Annotated in this window: 19 protein-coding genes and 1 riboswitch; of the genes, 9 read left to right on the top strand and 10 right to left on the bottom strand. The window is 61.2% G+C overall.

The genetic code is table 11. The features are described 5' to 3' along the window. Positions 1-23: 23 nt before the first annotated feature. Positions 24-350, bottom strand: a complete 327-nt coding sequence (locus HMPREF2736_RS09735; RefSeq protein ID WP_070452725.1) for a hypothetical protein — start codon at positions 348-350, stop codon at positions 24-26. 277 nt (positions 351-627) lie between these two features. Here HMPREF2736_RS09735 and HMPREF2736_RS09730 point away from each other — a divergent pair, with 277 nt between their 5' ends. The 6 genes from HMPREF2736_RS09730 (at position 628) to HMPREF2736_RS09705 (ending at position 8,001) form a co-directional block, all read left to right on the top strand. Next, positions 628-1,245 carry an Rv1157c family protein gene (locus tag HMPREF2736_RS09730; RefSeq protein WP_224213884.1) on the top strand — a complete coding sequence of 206 codons (618 nt, stop codon included), beginning with the start codon at positions 628-630 and terminating at the stop codon, positions 1,243-1,245. 3 nt (positions 1,246-1,248) lie between these two features. After that, positions 1,249-1,785 (top strand): ribonuclease FAU-1 family protein, encoded by a 537-nt coding sequence (locus tag HMPREF2736_RS09725; RefSeq protein ID WP_070614087.1) that lies wholly within the window; start codon positions 1,249-1,251, stop codon positions 1,783-1,785. A 388-nt stretch (positions 1,786-2,173) separates the two neighbouring features. Beyond that, positions 2,174-3,877 carry an ABC transporter family substrate-binding protein gene (locus tag HMPREF2736_RS09720; RefSeq protein WP_070568596.1) on the top strand — a complete coding sequence of 568 codons (1,704 nt, stop codon included), beginning with the start codon at positions 2,174-2,176 and terminating at the stop codon, positions 3,875-3,877. A gap of 128 nt (positions 3,878-4,005) precedes the next feature. Then, positions 4,006-4,989: an ABC transporter permease gene (locus tag HMPREF2736_RS09715; protein ID WP_070421616.1), complete on the top strand. Its 984-nt coding sequence runs from the start codon at positions 4,006-4,008 to the stop codon at positions 4,987-4,989. Between the two features lie 103 nt (positions 4,990-5,092). Next, positions 5,093-6,082, top strand: coding sequence for an ABC transporter permease (locus tag HMPREF2736_RS09710; RefSeq protein ID WP_141761635.1), 990 nt, complete (start codon positions 5,093-5,095; stop codon positions 6,080-6,082). Then, a complete protein-coding gene (locus HMPREF2736_RS09705; RefSeq protein ID WP_070829507.1) occupies positions 6,079-8,001 on the top strand; it encodes an ABC transporter ATP-binding protein in 1,923 nt (640 codons plus the stop codon). Before HMPREF2736_RS09710 ends, HMPREF2736_RS09705 begins: the two co-directional genes overlap by 4 nt. Here HMPREF2736_RS09705 and HMPREF2736_RS09700 read toward each other — a convergent pair. The 9 genes from HMPREF2736_RS09700 to HMPREF2736_RS09660 form a co-directional block, all read right to left on the bottom strand. Continuing rightward, the gene (locus tag HMPREF2736_RS09700) at positions 7,991-8,455 is read right to left on the bottom strand and encodes a nucleoside/nucleotide kinase family protein (RefSeq protein WP_070829506.1); all 465 of its coding nucleotides are present in this window, start codon (positions 8,453-8,455) and stop codon (positions 7,991-7,993) included. The genes HMPREF2736_RS09705 and HMPREF2736_RS09700 overlap by 11 nt on opposite strands. Further along, on the bottom strand, positions 8,452-9,213 hold the full coding sequence (locus tag HMPREF2736_RS09695) for an energy-coupling factor transporter transmembrane component T family protein (protein WP_070829505.1): 762 nt from the start codon (positions 9,211-9,213) through the stop codon (positions 8,452-8,454). The genes HMPREF2736_RS09700 and HMPREF2736_RS09695 overlap by 4 nt, the downstream gene beginning before the upstream one ends. Positions 9,214-9,215: 2 nt before the next feature. After that, on the bottom strand, positions 9,216-10,544 hold the full coding sequence (locus tag HMPREF2736_RS09690) for an ABC transporter ATP-binding protein (RefSeq protein ID WP_070829504.1): 1,329 nt from the start codon (positions 10,542-10,544) through the stop codon (positions 9,216-9,218). Continuing rightward, entirely contained in the window at positions 10,545-11,147 is a 603-nt protein-coding gene (locus HMPREF2736_RS09685; protein ID WP_070421621.1) for an ECF transporter S component, read from the bottom strand. After that, positions 11,139-11,242, bottom strand: a riboswitch (TPP riboswitch). Its footprint overlaps the gene before it by 9 nt. Positions 11,243-11,334: 92 nt before the next feature. Continuing rightward, positions 11,335-13,020 carry an ABC transporter ATP-binding protein gene (locus tag HMPREF2736_RS09680; RefSeq protein ID WP_070829503.1) on the bottom strand — a complete coding sequence of 562 codons (1,686 nt, stop codon included), beginning with the start codon at positions 13,018-13,020 and terminating at the stop codon, positions 11,335-11,337. Then, positions 13,017-13,967, bottom strand: coding sequence for an ABC transporter permease (locus HMPREF2736_RS09675; protein WP_070421663.1), 951 nt, complete (start codon positions 13,965-13,967; stop codon positions 13,017-13,019). Before HMPREF2736_RS09675 ends, HMPREF2736_RS09680 begins: the two co-directional genes overlap by 4 nt. Before the next feature lie 37 nt (positions 13,968-14,004). Next, positions 14,005-14,931: an ABC transporter permease gene (locus HMPREF2736_RS09670; RefSeq protein WP_070421623.1), complete on the bottom strand. Its 927-nt coding sequence runs from the start codon at positions 14,929-14,931 to the stop codon at positions 14,005-14,007. Positions 14,932-15,050: 119 nt separating this feature from the next. Continuing rightward, the gene (locus tag HMPREF2736_RS09665; RefSeq protein WP_070829502.1) at positions 15,051-16,628 is read right to left on the bottom strand and encodes a peptide ABC transporter substrate-binding protein; all 1,578 of its coding nucleotides are present in this window, start codon (positions 16,626-16,628) and stop codon (positions 15,051-15,053) included. A gap of 223 nt (positions 16,629-16,851) precedes the next feature. Then, entirely contained in the window at positions 16,852-18,453 is a 1,602-nt protein-coding gene (locus HMPREF2736_RS09660) for a peptide ABC transporter substrate-binding protein (protein WP_070829501.1), read from the bottom strand. Between the two features lie 216 nt (positions 18,454-18,669). Between HMPREF2736_RS09660 and HMPREF2736_RS09655 the strand changes: the two genes are divergently transcribed. Genes HMPREF2736_RS09655 through HMPREF2736_RS09645 form a run of 3 tightly spaced genes read left to right on the top strand, consistent with a single transcriptional unit; the run spans position 18,670 to position 21,199 of the window. After that, positions 18,670-19,629 (top strand): DUF808 domain-containing protein, encoded by a 960-nt coding sequence (locus HMPREF2736_RS09655; RefSeq protein WP_070452688.1) that lies wholly within the window; start codon positions 18,670-18,672, stop codon positions 19,627-19,629. Positions 19,630-19,649: 20 nt separating this feature from the next. Next, positions 19,650-20,726, top strand: coding sequence for a hypothetical protein (locus tag HMPREF2736_RS09650; protein WP_070829500.1), 1,077 nt, complete (start codon positions 19,650-19,652; stop codon positions 20,724-20,726). 53 nt (positions 20,727-20,779) lie between these two features. Next, the gene (locus HMPREF2736_RS09645) at positions 20,780-21,199 is read left to right on the top strand and encodes a cupin domain-containing protein (RefSeq protein WP_070421628.1); all 420 of its coding nucleotides are present in this window, start codon (positions 20,780-20,782) and stop codon (positions 21,197-21,199) included. Positions 21,200-21,306 lie beyond the last annotated feature (107 nt).

Genomic DNA, 21,306 nt, shown 5'->3' with positions numbered 1-21,306 from the left:
GCTAAGTTGAGCGCACCTCTCCGCTACCCCTCCAACGTGGCGCGGAGCTCTGCAAACGCGTCATTAAAAAACTGTTCGGCCGTTCCAGTAGTAATGACAGCCCCTTCCGTCCCTCGCGCGGAGAGCTCGACGGTGGTGGTGCCATCGCCGTTATCTGCGGCATCGATAGCCAGCGGCGCCTGGTAGTCCTTATTCAAATACACACCGATAAGACGGAACTTCAGTGCACTGCCGACGTTGACAGCCAGTTCGCTGGCGGTTTTGTCCTTGACGTTGAACTTGTCCAGTCCGGACAGCCGCTGCTCAATCTCTTGCAGTGACAGGTTGGTGGTGAACGTCTGGGTATCCATTGCGATCAGTCCTTTCAGTGTTGGGGACAACGGATCTCACGTTCTCACAGGCCTTAAATGTGCCCGTGCTCACAATCGTAATCAGGTGTAACTGTGGGCACGCCTGGAGTTTCCCGGCAATTTTCCTTGCAAAATCAACGGTTTCCACTTGACGCTGTTACTTATGTGACTAATGTTGCTTGAGTTAATGTCCGTGGCCCCTATGTAATAAAGGACAGCCGTGCGCACTCCCCGATCTTTTGCACGCTCCGCCGTCGCGGCGGTTTGCGCTGCCGGCATGCTGGTAGCCGGTGTCGTCGATACGCAAATGGCTCATGCCAAATCATCGAACCCGCTCGATAGCCTTGGCCGCCCCACCCCCGAGACCGTCGCCCGAGTTCACGCGTTCGCGGACCAACCACAGGTGCCGGAACAGGTCGGCAACGCGCTTCGCACCGCCGTGAACTTCTTCGCTGGTACCGGCGAGCTCGGCGGCCCTCCACTGCCAGAGGACGCCCCGGCCTTCACGCAGTTCGCCTGGCCGACGGTCTCCGGGCACTGCATGGGCAAGGGGCTGCACTCGACCGCGTCCGCAATTGCGGTACCGGGACCGACCAAAACACCAGCGCCAGGCGCAGGCGCGGGACAGACCACGTTTGTATTCACCGCACTGGGCACCCCGGCCGCCGCCAAGGACCAGGGGCTCATGAAGGTGTACTGGGTTAACCTCAACACTTTTCGCACCGGCGTAACACCTTTAGATAACAACGGGATAAACCCAACAGGACCGTCCACCCTGTCCGCCACCGCGAACACAGGCAAGGGCCGCGTCCTCGCAGTCGTCGACGGTGCAGTACGCACCACCGACAAGACCTGCGCATTTGCCCCGACCGCCGCTTCGATCAACGTGAGGTAACCGATGACCGTCGACCTACACCCGGTAAAGCAAGAGACCTTTGACACGTCCGCGAACATCAACACGGACCCAAAGGGATTCCTGCGCGAGGTAGACACGTACCAGGTCACCGACTTTGGCCTCTACATGGCACGCGGGGCGAATCACCCCGAGTTCGGCTACCTAGAAAGCTGGCTGCTGCCGGAACTCGGCCTGCGGGTAAACATCTTCCACTACCGCGAGGGCGCAGAGCGCGATCAGGACTTCTACTTCGACATCGCCGACATTGACGTTGATGGCGATATCTGGCGCACACGCGACCTGTACGTCGACATTGTGTCGCTGACAGGCAACCCGATCGACGTGCTTGATATCGACGAACTCGCAGCCGCGACGTCTGCAGGCTTGATCACTGCCGAGGAGGCAGAGAAGGCCATGGACGTCACCCTCAACGCCGTTGAGGGCATTACTCGGCACGGCGACGATGCCATGGAGTGGCTGCGCGCCCTGGGTATTGAACTGACGTGGGCGGACGAAGTCGAGTTAACTCCTGTGGCATAACACCCCAATTCCCGTACTGCACCCCACCTGCACCCCGCAGGTGGGGTCGTTTTATGCGAATAACATTCACGATCCGTGAAGAAGCTGAGAAAGCGTTGCGATGGCTACAGATGCCTATCAGCGTGCAGAAACACCCATTCCTGTCATAGCCCTGTGAGGCAGCGTGCATTTCGCCGTAAATTACTTTTCACAAACACTGTGAACTGCCTAACACTTCATGTAAGTTTTTGTGCAACCTGATTACGTCGTGTTCACCTGAGCTTCAAGTTTTGGTGGGCCCAATCGTGGTGCAGGGGTCGTCGAAATACCCATTTCGTCGTACCGCCCAAACACGGGCAACCGTCGCAAAGTTCTCTGCGTACGGACGATCACTGAAAGGACCCAGACCATGAGCAAACGCCTCCGTGTCGCCGCTCTCGCCGGACTCTCCTCCCTGTCCCTCGTCCTCGCCTCCTGCTCCTCGGATGGCGGAACCGAAGAGACCACCGCAAACCAGGCCGGACAGGACTCCGCGAACTCCAAGGACGCTGACAACTCGGGCGAGCAGCTCGAAGTCAACGCTGCCGGTGACTACAACCCGCTCGAGCGCGACCAGATCCAGGATGGCGGCGAGCTCACTCTCGCGATTACCGAAATTGCTGAGCAGCAGAACGTGTTCCACGCGAACATGACGTCCTACACGGACACCATCTGGAGCAAGTACAACCCGCAGCTCACGCTTTTCGACGGCGACGGCACCTATCACCCGAACCCGGCTTATCTGACCGACGTGAAGGATGAGACCGTCGACGGCAAGACCGTGGTCACCTACACCATCAACCCGGACGCCGTGTACAACGACGGCACCCCGCTTGACTGGACCGCCTTCGAGAACACCTTCAAGTTCAACAACGGCTCCAACCCGGATGTCCAGGTCAACTCCACCGACGGCTACGAGCTCATCGAGTCCGTCGAGCGCGGCGAGGACGACAAGCAGGCCGTTGTCACCTTCAAGCAGGCATACCCGTGGTGGGAGGGCCTCTTCGGCACCCTCGTGCCGCCGCAGGTCAAGGACGCGGACACGTTCATGAACGCTTACCTGAAGAAGGTCAACCCGGAGTGGGGCGCTGGCCCGTTCAAGGTTGAGAACGTTGACTTCGAAGGCGGCACCGCCTCCTTCGTCCCGAACGAGAACTGGTGGGGCGAGAAGCCGAAGCTGGACAAGATCACCTACCGCCAGATGGAAGACCAGGCATCCCTGAACGCCTTCCGCGCAGGCGAGATCGACGCAACCGGCGTTTCTTCCCGTGACCGTCTGGCAACGGCGAAGGAGATGGGCGACTCCATCGAGATCCGCACCGCCCTGAACCCGGCGAACTACCTGATGACGATCAACTCCACCGCCCCGGGCCTGGACGACATCAAGGTCCGCGAGGCCATCATGCGCGGCGTTGACCGCGAGCAGCTCGCCGCGATCCGCTTCCAGGGCCTCGGCTACACCGAGGATCTGCCAGGTTCGTTCAACCTGTACCAGACCCAGCCGGGCTACGAGGACAACTTCGGCGAGGTCATCCAGTACGACCCGGAGAAGGCCAAGGAGCTGCTCAAGGAAGCAGGCTACGACGAGTCCAACCCGCTGTCCGTGCGCTACGTCACCCTGGGTGACTCCCCGATGATCCAGGCGACCACCACTGCCCTGCAGGCAATGCTGCGCAACATTGGCATCGACGTCCAGGTTGAGGAGCGTCCGAGCTCCGACTTCTCCAAGGTCGTCTCCGAGCGCGACTTCGACCTGTTCATGTCCGGCTTCCGCTCCTCCGACCCGTTCGGTGTGGCGTACTTCGGCCAGATCTACAAGTCCGATTCCGAGCTGAACAAGTCCGGCACCGGCACCCCGGAGATGGACAAGAAGATTGAGGAACTGCAGCAGCTCCCGGATGCTGACGAGCAGATCAAGCGCGCAAACGAGCTTGAGAAGGAAGCCCTGGCTCAGTACGGCATCATGCCGTACGCCAACGGCCCGGCCATCGTCGCCGTGAAGAAGGGCCTGGCAAACTTCGGTGCTAACTCCTTTGCGATCCTCCCGATCGAGAACGTGGGCTGGGCGAAGTAACCGTAACGGTTCGACGCACGTGAAATCCACGAACTGAGTGCGAGCCCGCCCAGCATTCCCACGCTGGGCGGGCTTCCAATCTTTCTCAATAACTCCCCCGTCCGCCCACCACGGAACTGAGAGACACTATGTTTCGATACCTGATCCGGAAGACACTGAGCTGGGGCTTGATTGTTTTTCTTGCCACCAACCTCACGTTTTTTCTCGCCAGCTTTTTCCTCGATCCCCGCGCCAACTACTTTGGCCGCCGACCACCTCTGCCAGAAGAGCAGATCGATGCACTGCTCGATCCGTTGAACTTGAACCCAAACACACCAATCTTCGAGCGTTGGTGGACGTGGCTTACTGGCGTCCTGACGCGTTGGGACTGGGGTAAATCCCCGATCGGCGACTCCGTCAATGAACAAGTCTCCTACCGCATCTGGGTCTCCGCGCAGCTGACCCTGTTTGCCACCCTGCTGTCGATCCTCCTCGGTGTCGCCCTCGGTGTGTACACTGCGTCGCGCCAGTACAAGCGCGCCGACCGCATGTGGCAGGGCATCTCGATCATCACGATGAACATTCACGTGGTCGTCGCCTCGATCGCCGTGGTGTGGTTCGGTCTGAAGGTCAACGAGTGGACCGGCAAGCGCGTCTTCTACGTCACCGGTGCTTCCAACCCGGGCGTTGAAGGGTTCTTCCCGAAGATGGTCGACTACGCCCAACACCTCGTGCTCCCCACCTTGTCACTGTTGATCATTTCGTATGCGGGCTATCACTTCATGCAGAGAACACTGCTGTTGGATAACTTGAACGCCGATTACGTCCGCACCGCCCGCGCGAAGGGCCTAACCAAGGCGCAAGCAGTGCGCAAACACGCGCTGCGAACCTCGCTAATTCCGGTTGCTACCTCGGTGGCGTTCTCGGTGCCCGGCATCTTCACCGGTGCCGTGATGACGGAGCGCATCTTCGCCTGGCAAGGCATGGGCCAGTACTTCATCCAAACGATTGCGCGTAACGACGTCCACGGTGTCGTCGTTGTGGCCGCATTCGGTGCCGCAATGACCGCAGTGTCCGCTATCTTGGCCGACCTCATCGTTGTTGCCCTCGACCCGCGCGTGCGCGTGAGCTAAGGAGATCACAGCCATGACAAACAAGCCACCACGCGGTACATCCCGCAAGCTCAGTGACCCCCGCGCCCACGCCACCTCGAGCGAGCTGGCGCTGCACGCCGCAATGCCGGTCAACGACATGACCGCCATCTCTGAGACCGGCCGCCAGGCCGACGGCGTGATGAGTAAAGACAAGAACACGCGCCCGATCCAGCCGAAGCAGGGCGACAGCGTCGAAGATCAGCAGACGATGCGCGCAACGCGTAAGTCGAAGATTTACCTGCGCCGCTTCATGCGTAACAAGGCCGCGGTTGTCGGCCTGGTGATTTTCTTCCTGATGGTACTGCTCGCGCTCTTTGGCAAGTTCATGACACCGTGGAGCTACGACGACCCGGACTTCATGAACCTGTCCGTCGCACCTTCCGGCGAGCACTGGTTTGGCACTACTGACTCCGGCAACGACCTGTTTGCACAGGTGGTGCACGGCCTCGGTCGCTCGCTGTCGATCGCTGTGCCGGCATCGATTGCCACGACGGTGATCTCCGCGATTGTCGGTGCAGGTGCTGCCCTGTTTGGCGGAAGCTTGGAGAAGATTGTGCTGGCAGTGATCCACTTCCTGCTGGCTGTGCCGACGTTCCTCATCATCGCCCTGCTGGTATCCGGCTCGGGCGGCGACTGGAAGGTGCTCACCGTCGTGCTCATCGCGTTTGGCTGGATGTACTCAGCACGTGTGATTTGGTCCTTGTCGTTGTCCATCCGCGAAAACGACTATGTGCGTGCCGCCAAGTTCATGGGCGTGTCCAACTCCAAGACGATCGTGCGCCACATCATCCCGAACGTCGCGTCGCTGCTGATTATCCAGCTGATGTTGGGCATCGTGTCCACGATCATGTCTGAGACCGCCCTGTCGTTCTTGGGCCTCGGTGTGAAGCTTCCGGACGTGTCCCTGGGTACGTTGTTGCAGTCTGGTACCGCAACCCTGGTGACCGCTCCGTGGCAGTTCTACTTCCCTGCCCTCGTCCTGACCTTGCTCACCGTGTCCATGGCGTTCATCGCCGATGGTCTGCGTGACGCACTCGACCCGAACTCGAACTCTGGAGGTTCTGCAGCATGACAACCAGCATCAACAACTCGGGTTCCCCGGTGCTTTCGGTACGCGACCTCAACGTGTCGTTCCCGTCGGAAGCCGGTGTGGTCCGCGCGGTGCGAGGCGTGGATTTCGATCTCCTCCCAGGCCGTACCCTCGGCATCGTGGGCGAGTCAGGTTCCGGCAAGTCCGTCACCTCTCTCGCTGTCATGGGCCTGTTGCCGGATTACGCCAAGGTCACCGGTTCTGTGAAGTTTGAGGGCGAGGAGCTCCTGGGCAAGTCGGATGCCGCAATGTCGAAGATTCGTGGCAACGGTATCGGCATGATCTTCCAGGATCCGCTGTCCGCTCTGACCCCGGTGTACGACATCGGCACGCAGTTGGTGGAAGCCATCCAGGCGCACACGAACATCTCTAAGTCGAAGGCGATGGACCGTGCCGCGGAGTTGCTCGACCTGGTGGGTATCCCCGAGCCGAAGAAGCGCCTGCGTTCCTTCCCGCACGAGTTCTCGGGCGGCATGCGTCAGCGTGTGGTGATCGCAATTGCGATTGCGAACAACCCGAAGGTGCTTATTGCCGACGAGCCCACCACCGCCCTCGACGTAACCATCCAGGCTCAGATTCTGGAAGTGATCAAGAAGGCGCAGCGTGAGACCGGCGCTGCCTGCATCATGATTACCCACGACATGGGTGTGGTCGCAGGCACCGCCGATGACGTGCTGGTGATGTACGGCGGCCGACCGGTGGAACGCGCCGAGGTCCACCAGCTTTTCGGCAACCCGAAGATGCCGTACTCAGTGGGTCTGCTGGGTTCCACTCCACGTGTGGATCAGCCGTCGAACGAGCCGCTGACGTTCATTGACGGCAACCCGCCGATGCTCATCGACGTCGCCGACCGCTGCCAGTTCGCACCACGCTGCCCCATCGCCACCGAGGCCTGCCTGACGCAGGAGCCGCCGCTGGTGCCGAACAAGGGCGACGAGAACCACATGGTTGCGTGCGTACGCCACGATGAGATTGAAAACGGCACTCTCGACGGTAAGCCGTTGTTCCCCGCACCTGTCCTGCCGGAGAACAAGTTCGCGGGCATCCCGCGCGAGGAGCGCGAAGTCACCCTCGAGGTAGAGAACCTCTACCGTGCGTTCCCACTGACCAAGGGCGCGCTGGTGAAGCGCCGCATCGGCACCGTGGAGGCTGTGAAGAACATCTCCTTCGATGTTCGCGCCGGTGAGTGCATGGCCATTGTGGGTGAGTCCGGTTCCGGTAAGACCACGACCCTGCTAGAGATCATGGGCCTGGATCCACAGGGTGATTCCCGCATCGTGATCTGTGGCAAGGATGCGGCGAAGATGAGTGCGTCGGATCGTCGTCAAGCACGTCGCAATATTCAGATGGTGTTCCAGGATCCGATGAGCTCGCTGAATCCGCGTATGACGGTCAAGGAGATCATCCAAGAGCCGTTGGATGCGTTGGGCTACGAGGGCGACAAGGATGCCCGTATCTCTGAGCTCATGCGCACAGTGGGCCTGGACGAGAAGCAGCTAGACCGCTTCCCTGGCCACTTCTCTGGCGGTCAGCGTCAGCGCATCGGTTTGGCGCGTGCACTTGCGACGAACCCTGCGGTGATTGTGCTCGACGAGCCGGTGTCCGCGCTCGACGTATCCATCCAGGCTGGCGTGATCAACCTGCTGGATTCGCTCAAGCGCAAACTTGGCCTGTCCTACCTGTTCGTCGCCCACGATTTGTCGGTGGTGCGCCACCTGTCGGACCGCGTGGCCGTGATGTACAAGGGTGACTTTGTGGAGTTCGGCGAGACCGACGACGTCTTCGACAACCCGCAGCACCCGTACACGAAGGCGCTGCTGTCGGCAATTCCGATCCCTGATCCAGATGCGGAGCGCTCCCGCGTGCGCACGGTGTACAAGCCGGAGGAGGTTACCTCCTAACAGTCACATCGACGGGCAGTGTCGGCAGTTTCTTCTCCTGCGCTGCCCACATCTGCCACCAGGGTGCATAGCCCGGGTCCCTGCGCAGGGCCCGGGTTTTTCGCGTTACTAGATCGGCGGTCACACGGATGGTGTTCACCGTTCCACGAGCCCGGGCAGCGCTTATCGACGACTCCGTTACCGCCCCAACCCCTTCCACCACAAGATCCTCTGCAGGGTCGAGCGCCACCCATTCCGCGCGTTTGTGATTGATCCAATCCCACCGCCAAAACCCTGGCCTCGCAGGGTGCAGCACGTCGCGGGCGACCATCGCCGCGCCTTCTTCGAGGCCGTACCAACCGGGGTAAAAATCGTCGAGGTGCACCACCCGGATACCGAGCGCGTCGCCGATCTGGTTGGCCAGGGTGGTCTTGCCGGAGCCAGATGGGCCATCGATGAGCAGGGTGTAGGTCATCGCACTGACCACACTGGGCGCAGGTCGCCTGTGAGCCACGCGATGCCAAGTGCAACGAGCGCCACGCCAAGGCACACAACCATGACGCCCCAGTCGCGGCTGCGCAGTTTGGATTCTCGGGCCCAGGAGCGTTTCGTCGGTCCACCGAAACCACGGGCCTCCATCGCGGTGGCGAGCTTTCCGGCGCGGCGCAGCGACATCACCAGCAACCCGAATGACAACGTGAACCAGTATTTGATCTTGCCCTGGTCTGCGATGCCGCGGGCGCGGCGGGAGCGACGCATGGCGTCCAGGTCGTCGCGAAGCAGTGTGAGCATACGAAGCGCCGCAACGGTGCCGATGACAAAGCGCTCGGGCAGGCGAAGGACTTGGGAAAGGCCGTCACCGAGATCGGTCGGGTCAACGTCGGCGGACAGCAGCACTACCGGCAGCGCGATGGCGAGCACGCGCAGCACCATCGCACCAGCCAGGGAGACGGAGAGTTCCGTGACGTGAACCAAGCCCCAGTTCAGGTACGTCTCCCCGCCTGCCTGGCCGTAGAGTGCCATCGGAATGCCAGCCAGGGGCGCGACGATGAAGATCGGCACCGCGCGTTTGAAAAACCGTCCGTAGCTCAACCCGCACAACGGCACCATGAGCAGCGTGAACGCGAGCACAACGGTGGCGGAAACCCAGTCCACGGTGAACATCAGCGGCGTGGTCAGCAGCGCCAAGCCGAGAATGCGGGTGACGGGGTTGATGTTTGCCAGCAGGTTCATGGCTACCTCTCCCCTGCCGTGATGTGCTCGGTGTGGTCGCCGAGCGATGCGATAAACGCCTCGTCATGGGTGATCGAGATGACCGTGACGCCCTTGTGCGTGAGTTCGCGGATCAGGCCGACGAGTTCGACGAAGGTGCGATCATCCTGGCCGAAGGTCGGCTCGTCCAAGATAAGCAGCTTCGGCGCGTTGACCAACGCTGTGGCCACCGAAAGCCGACGCTTCTCCCCGCCGGAGAGTGTAAACGGGTTGGCGTCGAAAAGGTGGGTTAAGCGAAGGCGCCGCAAGAGATCGTCGATACGTTCCTGCGGGGCGCCGGACAGTGCCATCTCCTCGCGCACGGTGGCAGTGACAAATTGGTGTTCCGGTTCCTGGAACACATACCCGATGCGTTGCGCCAGATCAGCCGATGCCCACTCGATTGACGGCTTCGTCAGCCCCTGCCGAATGGTGTCGGAATACTCCACCCGCCCCTGCTTCGGCGGTGTGAGCCCGGCAAGCACCTGTACGAGGGTGGTTTTGCCGGAACCGTTCTCGCCCGTAATCACGGTGGAAAAGCCCTCCGGAGCGTACACAGTGCGCGGTGGGCCGAAGCGTGTCAGCAGGTTCTGTGTCGATACCGCAGCCGGCGTGCCAGCAGGCACCTGCTTTGTCGGTGGCAGCGCGGGTAGCTGCGGTAATTCGTCCTCTGTAATGCGGCGAAGACCGTCCGCATCCAAGCGGTAGTAGGTGTCCACCACGTGCGACCAGTGCTTGGGGCGGTGCTCCACCACAATCAGGGTCGCACCGGTGCGTTTGCAGACGCGGTCGACGGCGTTGATGACCTCGTCGCGGCCACGCGGGTCGAGGTTCGCGGTCGGCTCGTCGAGCACCAAAATATCCGCTCCCATGGCCAACACCCCGGCCAGTGCAAGGCGTTGCTTCTGTCCACCGGACAGGCGTGACGTGGGGTGATCGAGCGGCAGGTCCAAGCCGACGGCGCCCAGGGAGGCCTCCACGCGGCGCCAGATCTCGTCGCGCGGCACCCCAAGATTTTCGGCGCCGAACGCGACATCGTCGCCCACGCGCGACAGGATTGTTTGCGCCTCCGGGTCCTGCAGCACCATGCCTACCGTGCCGTTGACCTCGAGGATGCCGGTTTTGCTGCCGTCCTCGGAGTCGTCGATAAGTTTCGCGATGACCGCGAGCAACGTGGACTTGCCGGAACCAGAGTCGCCGGAGATGAGGATGCGCTCGCCGCGCTCGACGTCGAGATCAACGCCAGTAAACGCAGGTTGGGGACGCGTGGCGTGCTGGTACGTCAACCCTCGAGCACGAATCGCCAGCGTCATTTACGCAGCCTGGTTGAAACGCTCACGGCCTGCGCCGAAGCGGTCCAGCGCACCGGTCTTCGCGAGTGCCTTGACCAGGTAGTGGCACAGCACGCCGCCAAGGATCGCGCCGGAGATGACCATGCAGGTCAGGTAGATGATGTTGAACTGCAGGCTCATCGCCAGGTTCGCCGACAGGAACAGCTCGAGGATGAACGCGCCGACAGCGGAGCCGATACCGGCCAAGATTGCCACCGTCAGATCGAAGCGACGGTACGCGAAGAGCAGGAAGATCAGCCCTGCGCCAAGACCCTGTGCAAGGCCCGAGTAGAGCGTCTCAATGCCCCACTGGCTGCCGATCAACGCTGAAACCGACGCCGCGATGACCTCGACGAACACGGCTGCGCCAGGCTTGCGGATGATCAGCCCGCCAAGCACTCCGCCGGTGAACCAGATACCGGTGACCAGGCCACCAAGGCCCGGCGTGAGCGTATCCAGCGCCTTAAACCCTGCGTAGCCAACGCTGTTCCACACCCAAAACAGCAGACCACACGCCACACCGAGGACGGCGGCGGTGACAATATCGATTACACGCCAAGAATTGTTTTTAACAGGCACAGTCATGTGCTTTCCTTCCTATCGCCGGCATTACCCGGATCAGGTTCAACGGTCCGCCCGAAGGCATCTCAGCTGCGAATGCAGCACCCGTGTGTGTTCAGTTCTCGGAGGCGATGCTACAACACGCCCCAGACATGCTTATCGACGACGTCCCGCATCGGTGCGGTGGCGTCGTCGATAAGCATTTATGCTCCTAGCCGCGCCCCAACTCGATGTGGAGACCCGGCACGGAATCGATCAGGTTGCGGGTGTAATCCGCCTGCGGGTCGGCGAAGATCGCATCCGCCGGCCCCTGCTCCACAACCTTGCCCTGGCGCATCACCACAATGTCGTCTGCGGTCTCGCGGACCACAGCCAAGTCGTGGGTGATGAACAGGTAGGACAGGTTCATCTCGGCCTGCAGGCCCTTGAGCAACTGCAGAATCTGGTCCTGCACGAGCACGTCGAGGGCCGAGACCGCCTCGTCGAGGACGATGACCTCCGGGCCCAACGCCATCGCACGTGCAATCGCGATGCGCTGACGCTGACCGCCAGAGAGCTCGTTCGGGTAGCGACGCATCGCGGACCTCGGCATCTGCACCATGTCCAGCAGCTCCGCCACGCGAGCGTCGCGCTCCTTACGCGAGCCCACCTTGTGCAGGCGCAACGGCTCCTCGATGCAGCGGTAGATCGAGTACATCGGGTCGAGCGAACCGTACGGGTTCTGGAACACCACCTGCATCTTGCGACGCAGTTTGAACAGTTCCTTGCGGTTTAACTCCGAGATGTCGCGGCCCTCGAAGTACACGGTGCCGCTGGTCGGCTCAAGCAGGCTTAGCGCCATGTTGGCCACAGTGGACTTGCCGGAGCCAGACTCACCCACCAGCGCAAGCGTGGTGCCGCGGCGAAGATCGAAGGACACCTCGTCGACCGCGCGCAGTGTCTTCTTCGCACCCTTTTGGCCACGGACGTCGAACTCCTTGACCAGGTTATCCACCCGGATGACGACATCCTCCGGCTTGGTCTCGGCCACCGTGATGTCTTCATCCTTCAGCGCAGCGTGCGTACGCGCGGCTGCCAGCGACGGAGCCGCGTTAACCAGCCTGCGGGTGTACGGGTGCTTCGGGTTGCGCAAAATATCCAGGCTCGGTCCGCGCTCAACCACACGGCCGCGGTGCATAACCAGCAGGTGGTCAGCGCGCTCTGCTGCAAGCCCCAGGTCGTGGGTGATGAACAGCAGCGCGGTCTGGGATTCCTGGGTGAGCATCTCAAGGTGGTCCAGGATGCGCTTCTGCACAGTCACATCGAGGGCAGACGTGGGCTCGTCGGCAATGAGCAGCTCCGGGTTCGCAGCCAAGCCCATCGCGATGAGTGCGCGCTGGCGCATGCCACCGGAGAACTCGTGCGGGAACTGGCCCGCACGACGCTCCGCGTCCGGCAGGCCTGCATGCTCAAGCAACTCGATGACGCGCTGGTGGCGCTCGGAACCTTCGACGATGTTGTTCGCCTTCAGCGACTCCTCCACCTGGGTACCGATACGCCACACCGGGTTCAGGTTAGACATCGGATCCTGCGGCACCAGACCAATCCTGTTGCCGCGAATCTTCTGCCAGCCCTTCTCATCGAGATTGGTCAGTTCCTCGCCGCGCAGCTTGATCGAGCCGCCAGTGACCTTGCCGGTGCCAGGCAGCAGGCCGAGCACCGCCATGGCAGAGGTGGACTTGCCCGAACCGGACTCGCCCACGATCGCGACCTTCTGGCCCGGGTAGATCGTCATATCGAAGTCACGCACAGCCTCAACCACACCCGTGGAGGACTCGAACGTGATGCGGAGGTCGGTCACCTCAAGCAGCGGATCGGGCGCGCCAGTGTTGTTGTCTTTACCGATTGCGGTGGTCATCGCTTCCTCGCCTTCGGATCAAGGGCGTCGCGCACAACGTCGCCCATCATGATGAAGCTCAGCACCGTCAGTGCGAGCGCAATTGCCGGGTAGAACAGCACCATCGGCTGGGTGCGTAGCGACGCCTGCGCAGCCGAAATATCGCCACCCCACGACACCACCGTGGACGGCAGACCGATGCCCAGGAAGGACAGGGTCGCTTCGGCCACGATGAACTGGCCGAGCGCAACCGTGGCGTACACGATCACGGGCGCCGCGGCGTTCGGCAGGATGTGGGAGGTGATGATCTTCCAGTCGCTCGCCCCCACCGCGCGGGCGGCGGTGACGAACTCGTCGTTCTTAATCCCCATCACTGCACCGCGGGTGATGCGGGCGATCTGAGTCCAGCCGAACATGGACAGCGCGAATACCACCATCCAGATCGAGCGCTTGTTCTGGAACATGGACATGACGACGATCGCGGCCAGCACGAGCGGCACCGCGAAGAAGATGTCAGTCAGACGCGACAGCAGTGTGTCCCAGATGCCGCCGAAGTAACCGGCGATCGCACCGATGAGGCCACCAAGCACGGTCACGATCAGTGTAGTCAGCACGCCGACCGTAACCGATGCGCGAGCACCGTACATCATGCGCGAGTAAATATCGCAGCCTTGACGGTCAAAGCCGAAGATGTGCCCGTCCGTCGGCCCGTTCAGCGAGCGCGACAGCATGCACTCGCGCGGATCGACGCTGGTGAACAGACCAGGGAACACAGCGACGGTGACGGCAAGCAGGATCAATACTGCAGAGAACCAGAACAGCGGCCTGCGACGCAGGTAGTTCCAAGCTTCAGCCCACTGGCTGGTGGGTGTACCGGCATCCGGCACAGCATCAACTGCGCCGAGGCCAGTCTCATCGGTCTCTGCGACGTAGTATTCCTGACCGCGCAGCACCCCAGCATTGGCCATCGTGCGATCAGCCGACATTTCAGGTTGTGGAATGGAATTAGTCATAGCGGATCCTTGGGTCGAGTACTGCGTAAAGCAGGTCAACGATGAGGTTGGCAACGATGTAGATAATCACCAGCACAGTGGTGATCGACACGACGGTCGCGGGCTCGCCCTTAATGATCGACTGGTAGATCGTGCCACCGATACCGTTAATGCCGAAGATGCCTTCGGTCACAATCGCGCCACCCATCAGCGCACCAAGGTCAGCGCCAAGGAAAGTCACGACCGGGATCATGGAATTGCGAAGCACGTGGCGAGTCATCACGGTACCGTCGCTCAGACCCTTAGCTCGCGCGGTACGGACGTAGTCTGCGCGAAGGTTTTCGCTCACGGACTGACGCGTCAGCCTGATCACGTACGCGCACGACAGCGCACCAAGCACGATCGCAGGCATGAGCAACGCTTCAAATGACTCATTGCGCCCCACCGTTGCAGGCAACAGTCCCCACTTCACGCCGAAGAGGTACTGCATGACAAAGCCGATCACGAACGACGGGACGGCGATGACGATCAGCGATGCGACGAGAATCGTGGAGTCGAAGACACCGCCGCGGCGCACACCGGCGATCACGCCGAAGATGATGCCGAACACAGCCTCAAACGCCAGCGCCATCAAACCGAGCTTGATGGTCACCGGGAACGCGTTAGCCATCACCGACGCGACGGGCTGGCCGGAGAAGGTCTTGCCAAAATCGCCCATGAAAATGCCCTTGATGTAGAGCAGGTATTGGACGATAAATGGTTTATCAAGGTTGTATTCCGCTTCGATGCGGGCGCGGGCGGCCTCGGACAGGCCGCGGTCTCCGCCAAGCGCCTGTACGGGGTCGCCCGGCATGAGGAACACGAGGGCGTAAAGCAACAGAGTGGCCCCGAAGAAGACGGGGATCATTTGGAGCAGCCGCCGCCCGATATAACGCAGCATGGTTCCGGGCTCTCCTTTTCCATGTGAGTCGGGACGAAAACCAATTTTGAGTGTGAAACGAGTAATGACCCGCCGCAAAATGCGAACGGGCCACTTTGCGTGGTTGCTTAGGTTACCACCTAGTTTTTGGTGATCTGATGCAGCACCGGAAGTGAGCGCCAGGAGAACGCGACGTTCTCTACGTTTTCGGAGTAGCCACCTGCAACGTTGGAGTACCACAGCGGGATCGCTGGCAGATCCTCAAACAGAACCTTCTGCACCTCGTTGTACTTTTCAGCAGCAGCTTCCGGAGAAGCTGCGGTTGCTGCTTCTTCCAGCAGTGCGTCGACTGCCGGGTTGGAGTAACGCGCATAGTTCGAGGAAGCGCCCGTGCCGTACAGCGGGATCAGGAAGTTACCCAGCGACGGGTAGTCAGCGCTCCAGCCGGTACGGAATGCGCCCTTGACGGCGTCGTTGTCCATATCGTCGAGCATGGACTTGAAGTCCGGGTAGGCGTTGCCCACTGCCTCGATGCCGATGGCGTTGCGGATGGAGTTCGCAACAGCATCGACCCATGCCTGGTGGCCACCATCGGAGTTGTAGGAGATCTCCAGGTCACCGGTGTACGGGTTGATCTTGTCGGCTTCCTCCCACAGGCGCTTTGCCTCCTCCGGGTCGTACTTGAGCACGTCGACGCCCTCAAGGTTGTCGGAGTGTCCCGGGATCACCGGTGCGGCAAAGTCGGTCGCCGGGGTGCGGGTGCCGTCGAAAATGGTCTTGGTGATCTGCTCGCGGTCGATCGCCTTAGAGATTGCCTGGCGACGAAGCTTGCCTTCCTCGCCGCCGAAGTGCTCTTCGTTCTCGTTGATCGTGATCGACTGGAATGCAGCGGCTGGCTGGTTCACAGCGCGCTCGCCAAGCTCGTCTTCGAAGTTGGCCAGTGCAGAATCCGGCACAGCATCGAGCACGTCGAGATTTCCGGAGAGCAGGTCGGCATAGGCCGCGTCCTGCTGGGCGTAGAAGATGAAGTTCACGCCGTCGTTCTGCGCCTTGCGATCACCCTGGTACTCCTCGTTCGGCACCACGATGGCGTCCTGGTTGTGGTTCCACTCCAGCAGCTTGTAAGGGCCGTTCGAGATCGGGTTTTCGCCGTACGCTTCCATGTCGTCGAACGCAGACGGGTGAAGCGGCGAGAATGCCGTGTAGCCGAGACGCTGCGGGAAGTCAGCCTCCGGCTGCTCGAGCTCGATGGTGAAGGTCTTGTCGTCGATAACCTCCAGGCCCTCGAGCGGCTTTCCGTCCTCGTAGCCCTTGATCGGCTCGAAGAAGTACGAGTTCATCTGGGAGTTCTCGACTGCGTAGTTCCACGCGTCGACGAAGTCCTTCGCCGTCACCGGGGTACCATCGGCCCACTTCGTGTCCTTCAGCGTGACACGGTAGGTCTTCTCACCCTCGAGATCGATGGACTCTGCGAGCTCGTTGTGGCTTTCGCCGTCCTTGTCGTAGTAGGTCAAACCTGCGTACAGGACATCGACGATGCGGCCGCCGCCAGTCTCATTCGTATCTGCGGGCAGCAACGGACGCTGTGGCTCGGAACCGTTGGTCAGAACGTAGTTTCCAGCTCCGTCGGCAGAATTGTCGGCGGAGCCACCACATGCGGCAAGGCCGAGCGCCAGTGCGCCGGCGCCGAGGGCGGCAACTGCTTTCTTGATATGCACCTTGACTCCTTGTGTCTTTTCATGTTTTCGCATGTTGTGCTGTCAAACACTCAGCGTGCTCTAAGGAGTCCACCACAATAAACGTAACCTCCCATAATCCGGCCGCCCCGCGCGTGCGGTCCAATGGACCGAAAAATAGAAACTGCGCCGCCACAACCCAGGGGGGATGTGGACGGCGCGGTCGTTGTCGTTGTTGCGAATCTAATTCGCCAACAGCGGGGTGTTACTTCTTGGTGATCTGGTAGTAGAGCGGTACCTGGTTCCAGCCGAAGACAACGTTGTCAACGTCCTCGGAGTAGCCACCGGTCAGGTTCGAGTACCACAGCGGGATTGCTGGCAGATCCTTCAGCAGGATCTCCTGCGCCGCGTTGAGGTCCTTCACGGCTGCTTCCTGGTCTGCTGCACCGTTGGCCTTCTTCAGCAGGTCGTCGAACTCAGCGTTGGAGTAGTCGCCGTCGTTCGAGCCTGCGCCGGTGCCGTACAACGGGCCAAGGAAGTTGCTCAGCAGCGGGTAGTCTGCCTGCCAGCCGGTACGGAATGCGCCTTCGATGGTGCGGTTGGTCACGTCATCGCGCAGGGACTTGAAGTCCGGGTACGCGTTGCCCACTGCCTCGATGCCGAGGGTGTTGCGGATGGAGTTCGCAACAGCATCGACCCATGCCTGGTGGCCACCGTCAGCGTTGTAGGAGATGGTGAACTCGCCGGTGAACGGTGCGATTGCGTCGGCTTCAGCCCACAGACGCTTCGCCTCTTCCGGGTCGTACTTCAGTACCTCAACACCGTTGAGGCTGTCGGAGTGGCCCGGCAGCACCGGGGAGGTGAAGTCCGTGGCCGGGGTGCGGGTGCCGTCGAAAATCGTTGCCGTGATCTCCTCGCGGTTGATCGCACGCGAGATTGCTTGACGACGAAGCGCACCCTCCTCACCGCTGAAGTGGTCGGCCTTCTCACCGATCGTCATGGACTGGAAGATCGCTGCCGGCTGGTTCACTGCACGGTCGCCGAGCTCGTCTTCGAAGGTGGCGAATGCAGAGTCCGGGATGGCGTCGAGGACGTCCAGGTTGCCGGAGAGCAGGTCGGCGTAGGCGGCGTCCTGCTGCGCGTAGAAGACGTAGTCCAGGCCGTCGTTCTGGGCCTTGCGCGGGCCGTCGTACTCAGCGTTCGGGACAACAACTGCGTTCTGGTTGTGGTTCCACTCGGACAGCGTGTACGGGCCATTGGAGATCGGCTTCTCACCGTACGCCTCGATGTCGTCGTATGCGGACGGGTGCATCGGGAAGAACGCCGTGTAGCCAAGGCGGCTCGGGAAGTCAGACTCCGGCTGGGTCAGCTCGATGGTGAAGGTCTTGTCGTCGACAACTTCGAGGCCTTCGAGCTTCTTGCCCTCCTCGAAGCCCTTGATCGGCTCGAGGTGGTACGCGCCGAGCAGCGAATTTTCTACCGTGTAGTTCCATGCGTCGACGAAGTCCTTGGCGGTCACTGCGGTGCCGTCGGACCACTTCGCGTCCTTCAGGGTGACGCGGTAGCCTGCGTCGCCTTCCGGCTCGATGGACTCGGCGATATCGTTTTGCACTTCGCCGTCGCCGTCGTAATAGACCAGGCCTGCGAAGATCTGGTCGATGATGCGGCCGCCACCGGTCTCGTTGATGTTGCCCGGTACGAGCGGGTTCTGCGGCTCCGAGCCGTTGACAAGAACGTAGTTGTCGCCACCGCCGTTGTTGGTGCCTTCAGCGCCACCGTCTGCAGAATCGTTTGAGTCACCGCAGGCGACCAGACCGAGCGTCAGAGCACCGGCGCCAAGAATCGCCGCTGTCTTCTTCAGTTGCATGTGTTCTCCTTCGACCAAGTATGGAGCCAAGGAATGTCCTGTGGCTCACAATTTGGATGTCCATGTATTTCACCACACTTGACGGTCGCCCGTGGGGAGTTTCACAAATATCTTTTGAAACGCTGTGAGCATCGTGTGTCAGGAGGTACGTGCAATACACTCGAGGCCCGTGGCGTTTGCGTCGCAAAGCAGTTGCACCTGTATGAAAGGACCCTCATGGCCGGTGGCCTCCTCGCACTTCTCGACGATGTCGCACTGATCGCACGACAAGCCGCGGCAAGCGTCGACGATGTCGCCACCTTGACCGCAAAAACATCCACGAAAGCAGCCGGGGTTGTAATCGACGATGCCGCGGTCACCCCGCAATACGTCTCCGGTGTTACTCCGGCGCGTGAGCTTCCGATGATCTGGCGCATCACCAAAGGATCCCTGCGCAACAAGCTGCTGTTTATTCTGCCGATCGCGCTGCTGCTCAACGCGATTGCACCGTGGGCTTTGGTCCCGATCCTCATGCTTGGTGGCGCGTACCTGTGCTTCGAGGGCGCGGAGAAGATCGCCCATAAGCTTTCCTCCGACGCCGAGGAGCAGCAAGAACAAGCGGTCAATAGAACAGAGCAGGACGAGGATTCCCTGGTCAACAGCGCGATCCGCACGGACTTGATCCTTTCTGCGGAGATCATGATCATCGCGTTGGACGAGGTCAAGGACCAGTCAATTTGGATAGAGGCCGCAGTACTGCTCGCGGTTGGCATTTTCATCACGTTTGCCGTCTACGGCGCTGTGGCACTACTGGTGAAGATCGATGACATCGGCCACGGCATGATCAAGCGTGGCAACGCACCGAAAACCGGTCACGCACTGGTGAAAGGCATGCCGTACGTGCTTAGCACCATCGGCGTTATCGGCACTGTTGCGATGCTCTGGGTCGGCGGTCACCTCATTGTTCGTGGCCTCGACGAGGTCTTCGGCATTGACTGGCCACACCACATCATCGAAAAGGGTCAGGAACTCGTCGGTGGCGGTGTGCTTGGCTGGTTCGTGGACACCGGCGTCTCGCTCGTCGTTGGCCTGATCGTCGGCTTCATCATCGTCGGCATCGTCACTGCTGTGGGCAAACTGCGCGGTGGTGACGCATCCGAGCGCTCCCAAGAGACTGCCCCGACGGACGCTGCGTAGGCTGCGCCTACAATGCGCCCATGGCACAAAAGCTTTACCCACTGGCTCCATCCACATGGGGTGCGGCCGTTGAAATCCCCGTAGATCACGTCTCCCAAGCGGCGTTGTTCTCGGATTTCGCTGGTAAGCGAGGCACCTCCTATGTGCCCGTCGTGCTTGAGGCGAACCCCCTCAACGCGTCGTGGCGTGTGCGGCTACACAATGCAGCATCGCAAAACAGCATGCTGGCTGGACCAGTGCTTGGGGAGGTTTCGCCGCAGTGGCGTTCGCTTTTCGACGAGGTGGAGCGCGTCCACTCCTCAATCCTGAAACCCGTTGCCCTGGCGGCAGTGAAGTTGGAACGCGACATCGGCCAATTCGAGGTCAACTTGTTGCTGCCCGAGCCCCAGTTGGCGGTTCCGCGCAACAACGCACCTGAGACTGCCTCTGTCCTGCGTGCCGGCGACATGTTGGTCATCGACACCACCGAAGGGGAATTTAACGCGGCAGATCTAGCACACCGCTCCCCTGGCCAATGGTTCGTCGGATTGCAAGCGCTCGGCGACACCGCCGTCGCGACCCTGGATGGCAAGGTGCTCGGCTCGCTTGCGGAGCCCGAGGTCGTCGAATGGGTTCGCTCCTACGAGCACGGCAACCTTTGGGCACGCGCGATCCTGCTCGACGGCATGGCGGCGCTGGATGCCGCAAGCCCGGACGAAGGCACCGACACCGTCCCGCCGCTATCGGCGGCGCCGGTGCGCCAGATCACGCCGTGGCAAGTGATCGACTTTCCGGACGGCAGCTGGGCCATCACCGTGGAGCGCGACGCAGCGATCGACCCCCAAGACACGGTGCACCCGAAGCACACCGCACGCTATGTCTCGCTCGAGGGCAAAGGCCGCCCAGACGAGCTCGACGCACCGACGGAGATGTTCGCGCGTCTCGACGAGACCGAAACACCCGACAAGCCCGCAGCGCCTGCAGCGCCCGCGAAGCGCCCGGACGCAACACGAGTTGCGCAGAACGACCGCCCAGAGGGCTACCTCACCGAGGTGGAGAAGGTCCAGCTCAGGAGGCGGAACCGGAAGCGTCGTCGTGGCGGAAGGCATCGTCGATAAGCAAAAGCTCCTATGGTGGAAACCGTAACGAACCCGAAGTTTAAGGAGCGATCATGGCTGACCATGGACCGAATCCGTACGTCGTTGACATTGAAAAGGCGACGCTTGATAACGAGGCGTTCCGCGACACCCTGTGGACCGGCAAGTTCCTGCAGCTGACCGTCATGACCATCCCGCCGGGCGGCGAGATCGGCGCTGAGATCCACGACGGTCATGACCAGTTCCTGCGCCTCGAAGAAGGCGAGCTGCGCGCAATGATCGGCGCATCCGAGGACGACCTCGAAGTCGACGAAGTGATCAAGGATGATTGGGCAGCATTCGTCCCGGGCGGCAAGTGGCACAACTTTGTCAACGAGTCCGACAAGCCGGCAAAGCTGTACTCCATTTACGCACCGCCAGAGCACAAGCCGGGCACCCGCCACGAAACCAAGGCGGACGCGGATAACGACCCGGATGAACACGACGCTGTCTAAGCCAAACACAGGCAACGTACAGTAATAACGTCACGGCCCCGAGCACCTGCCGGGGCCGTTTTCGTTTGCTACATTCTAAGGGCTTATTCACACGCAATTCGACATCT

The sequence above is a fragment of the Corynebacterium sp. HMSC036E10 genome (assembly GCF_001836265.1).
Taxonomy (GTDB): Bacteria; Actinomycetota; Actinomycetes; order Mycobacteriales; family Mycobacteriaceae; genus Corynebacterium; species Corynebacterium coyleae.
The sequence above is the reverse complement of the archived record's forward strand: the minus strand, read 5'-3'. Positions and strand labels throughout refer to the sequence as shown.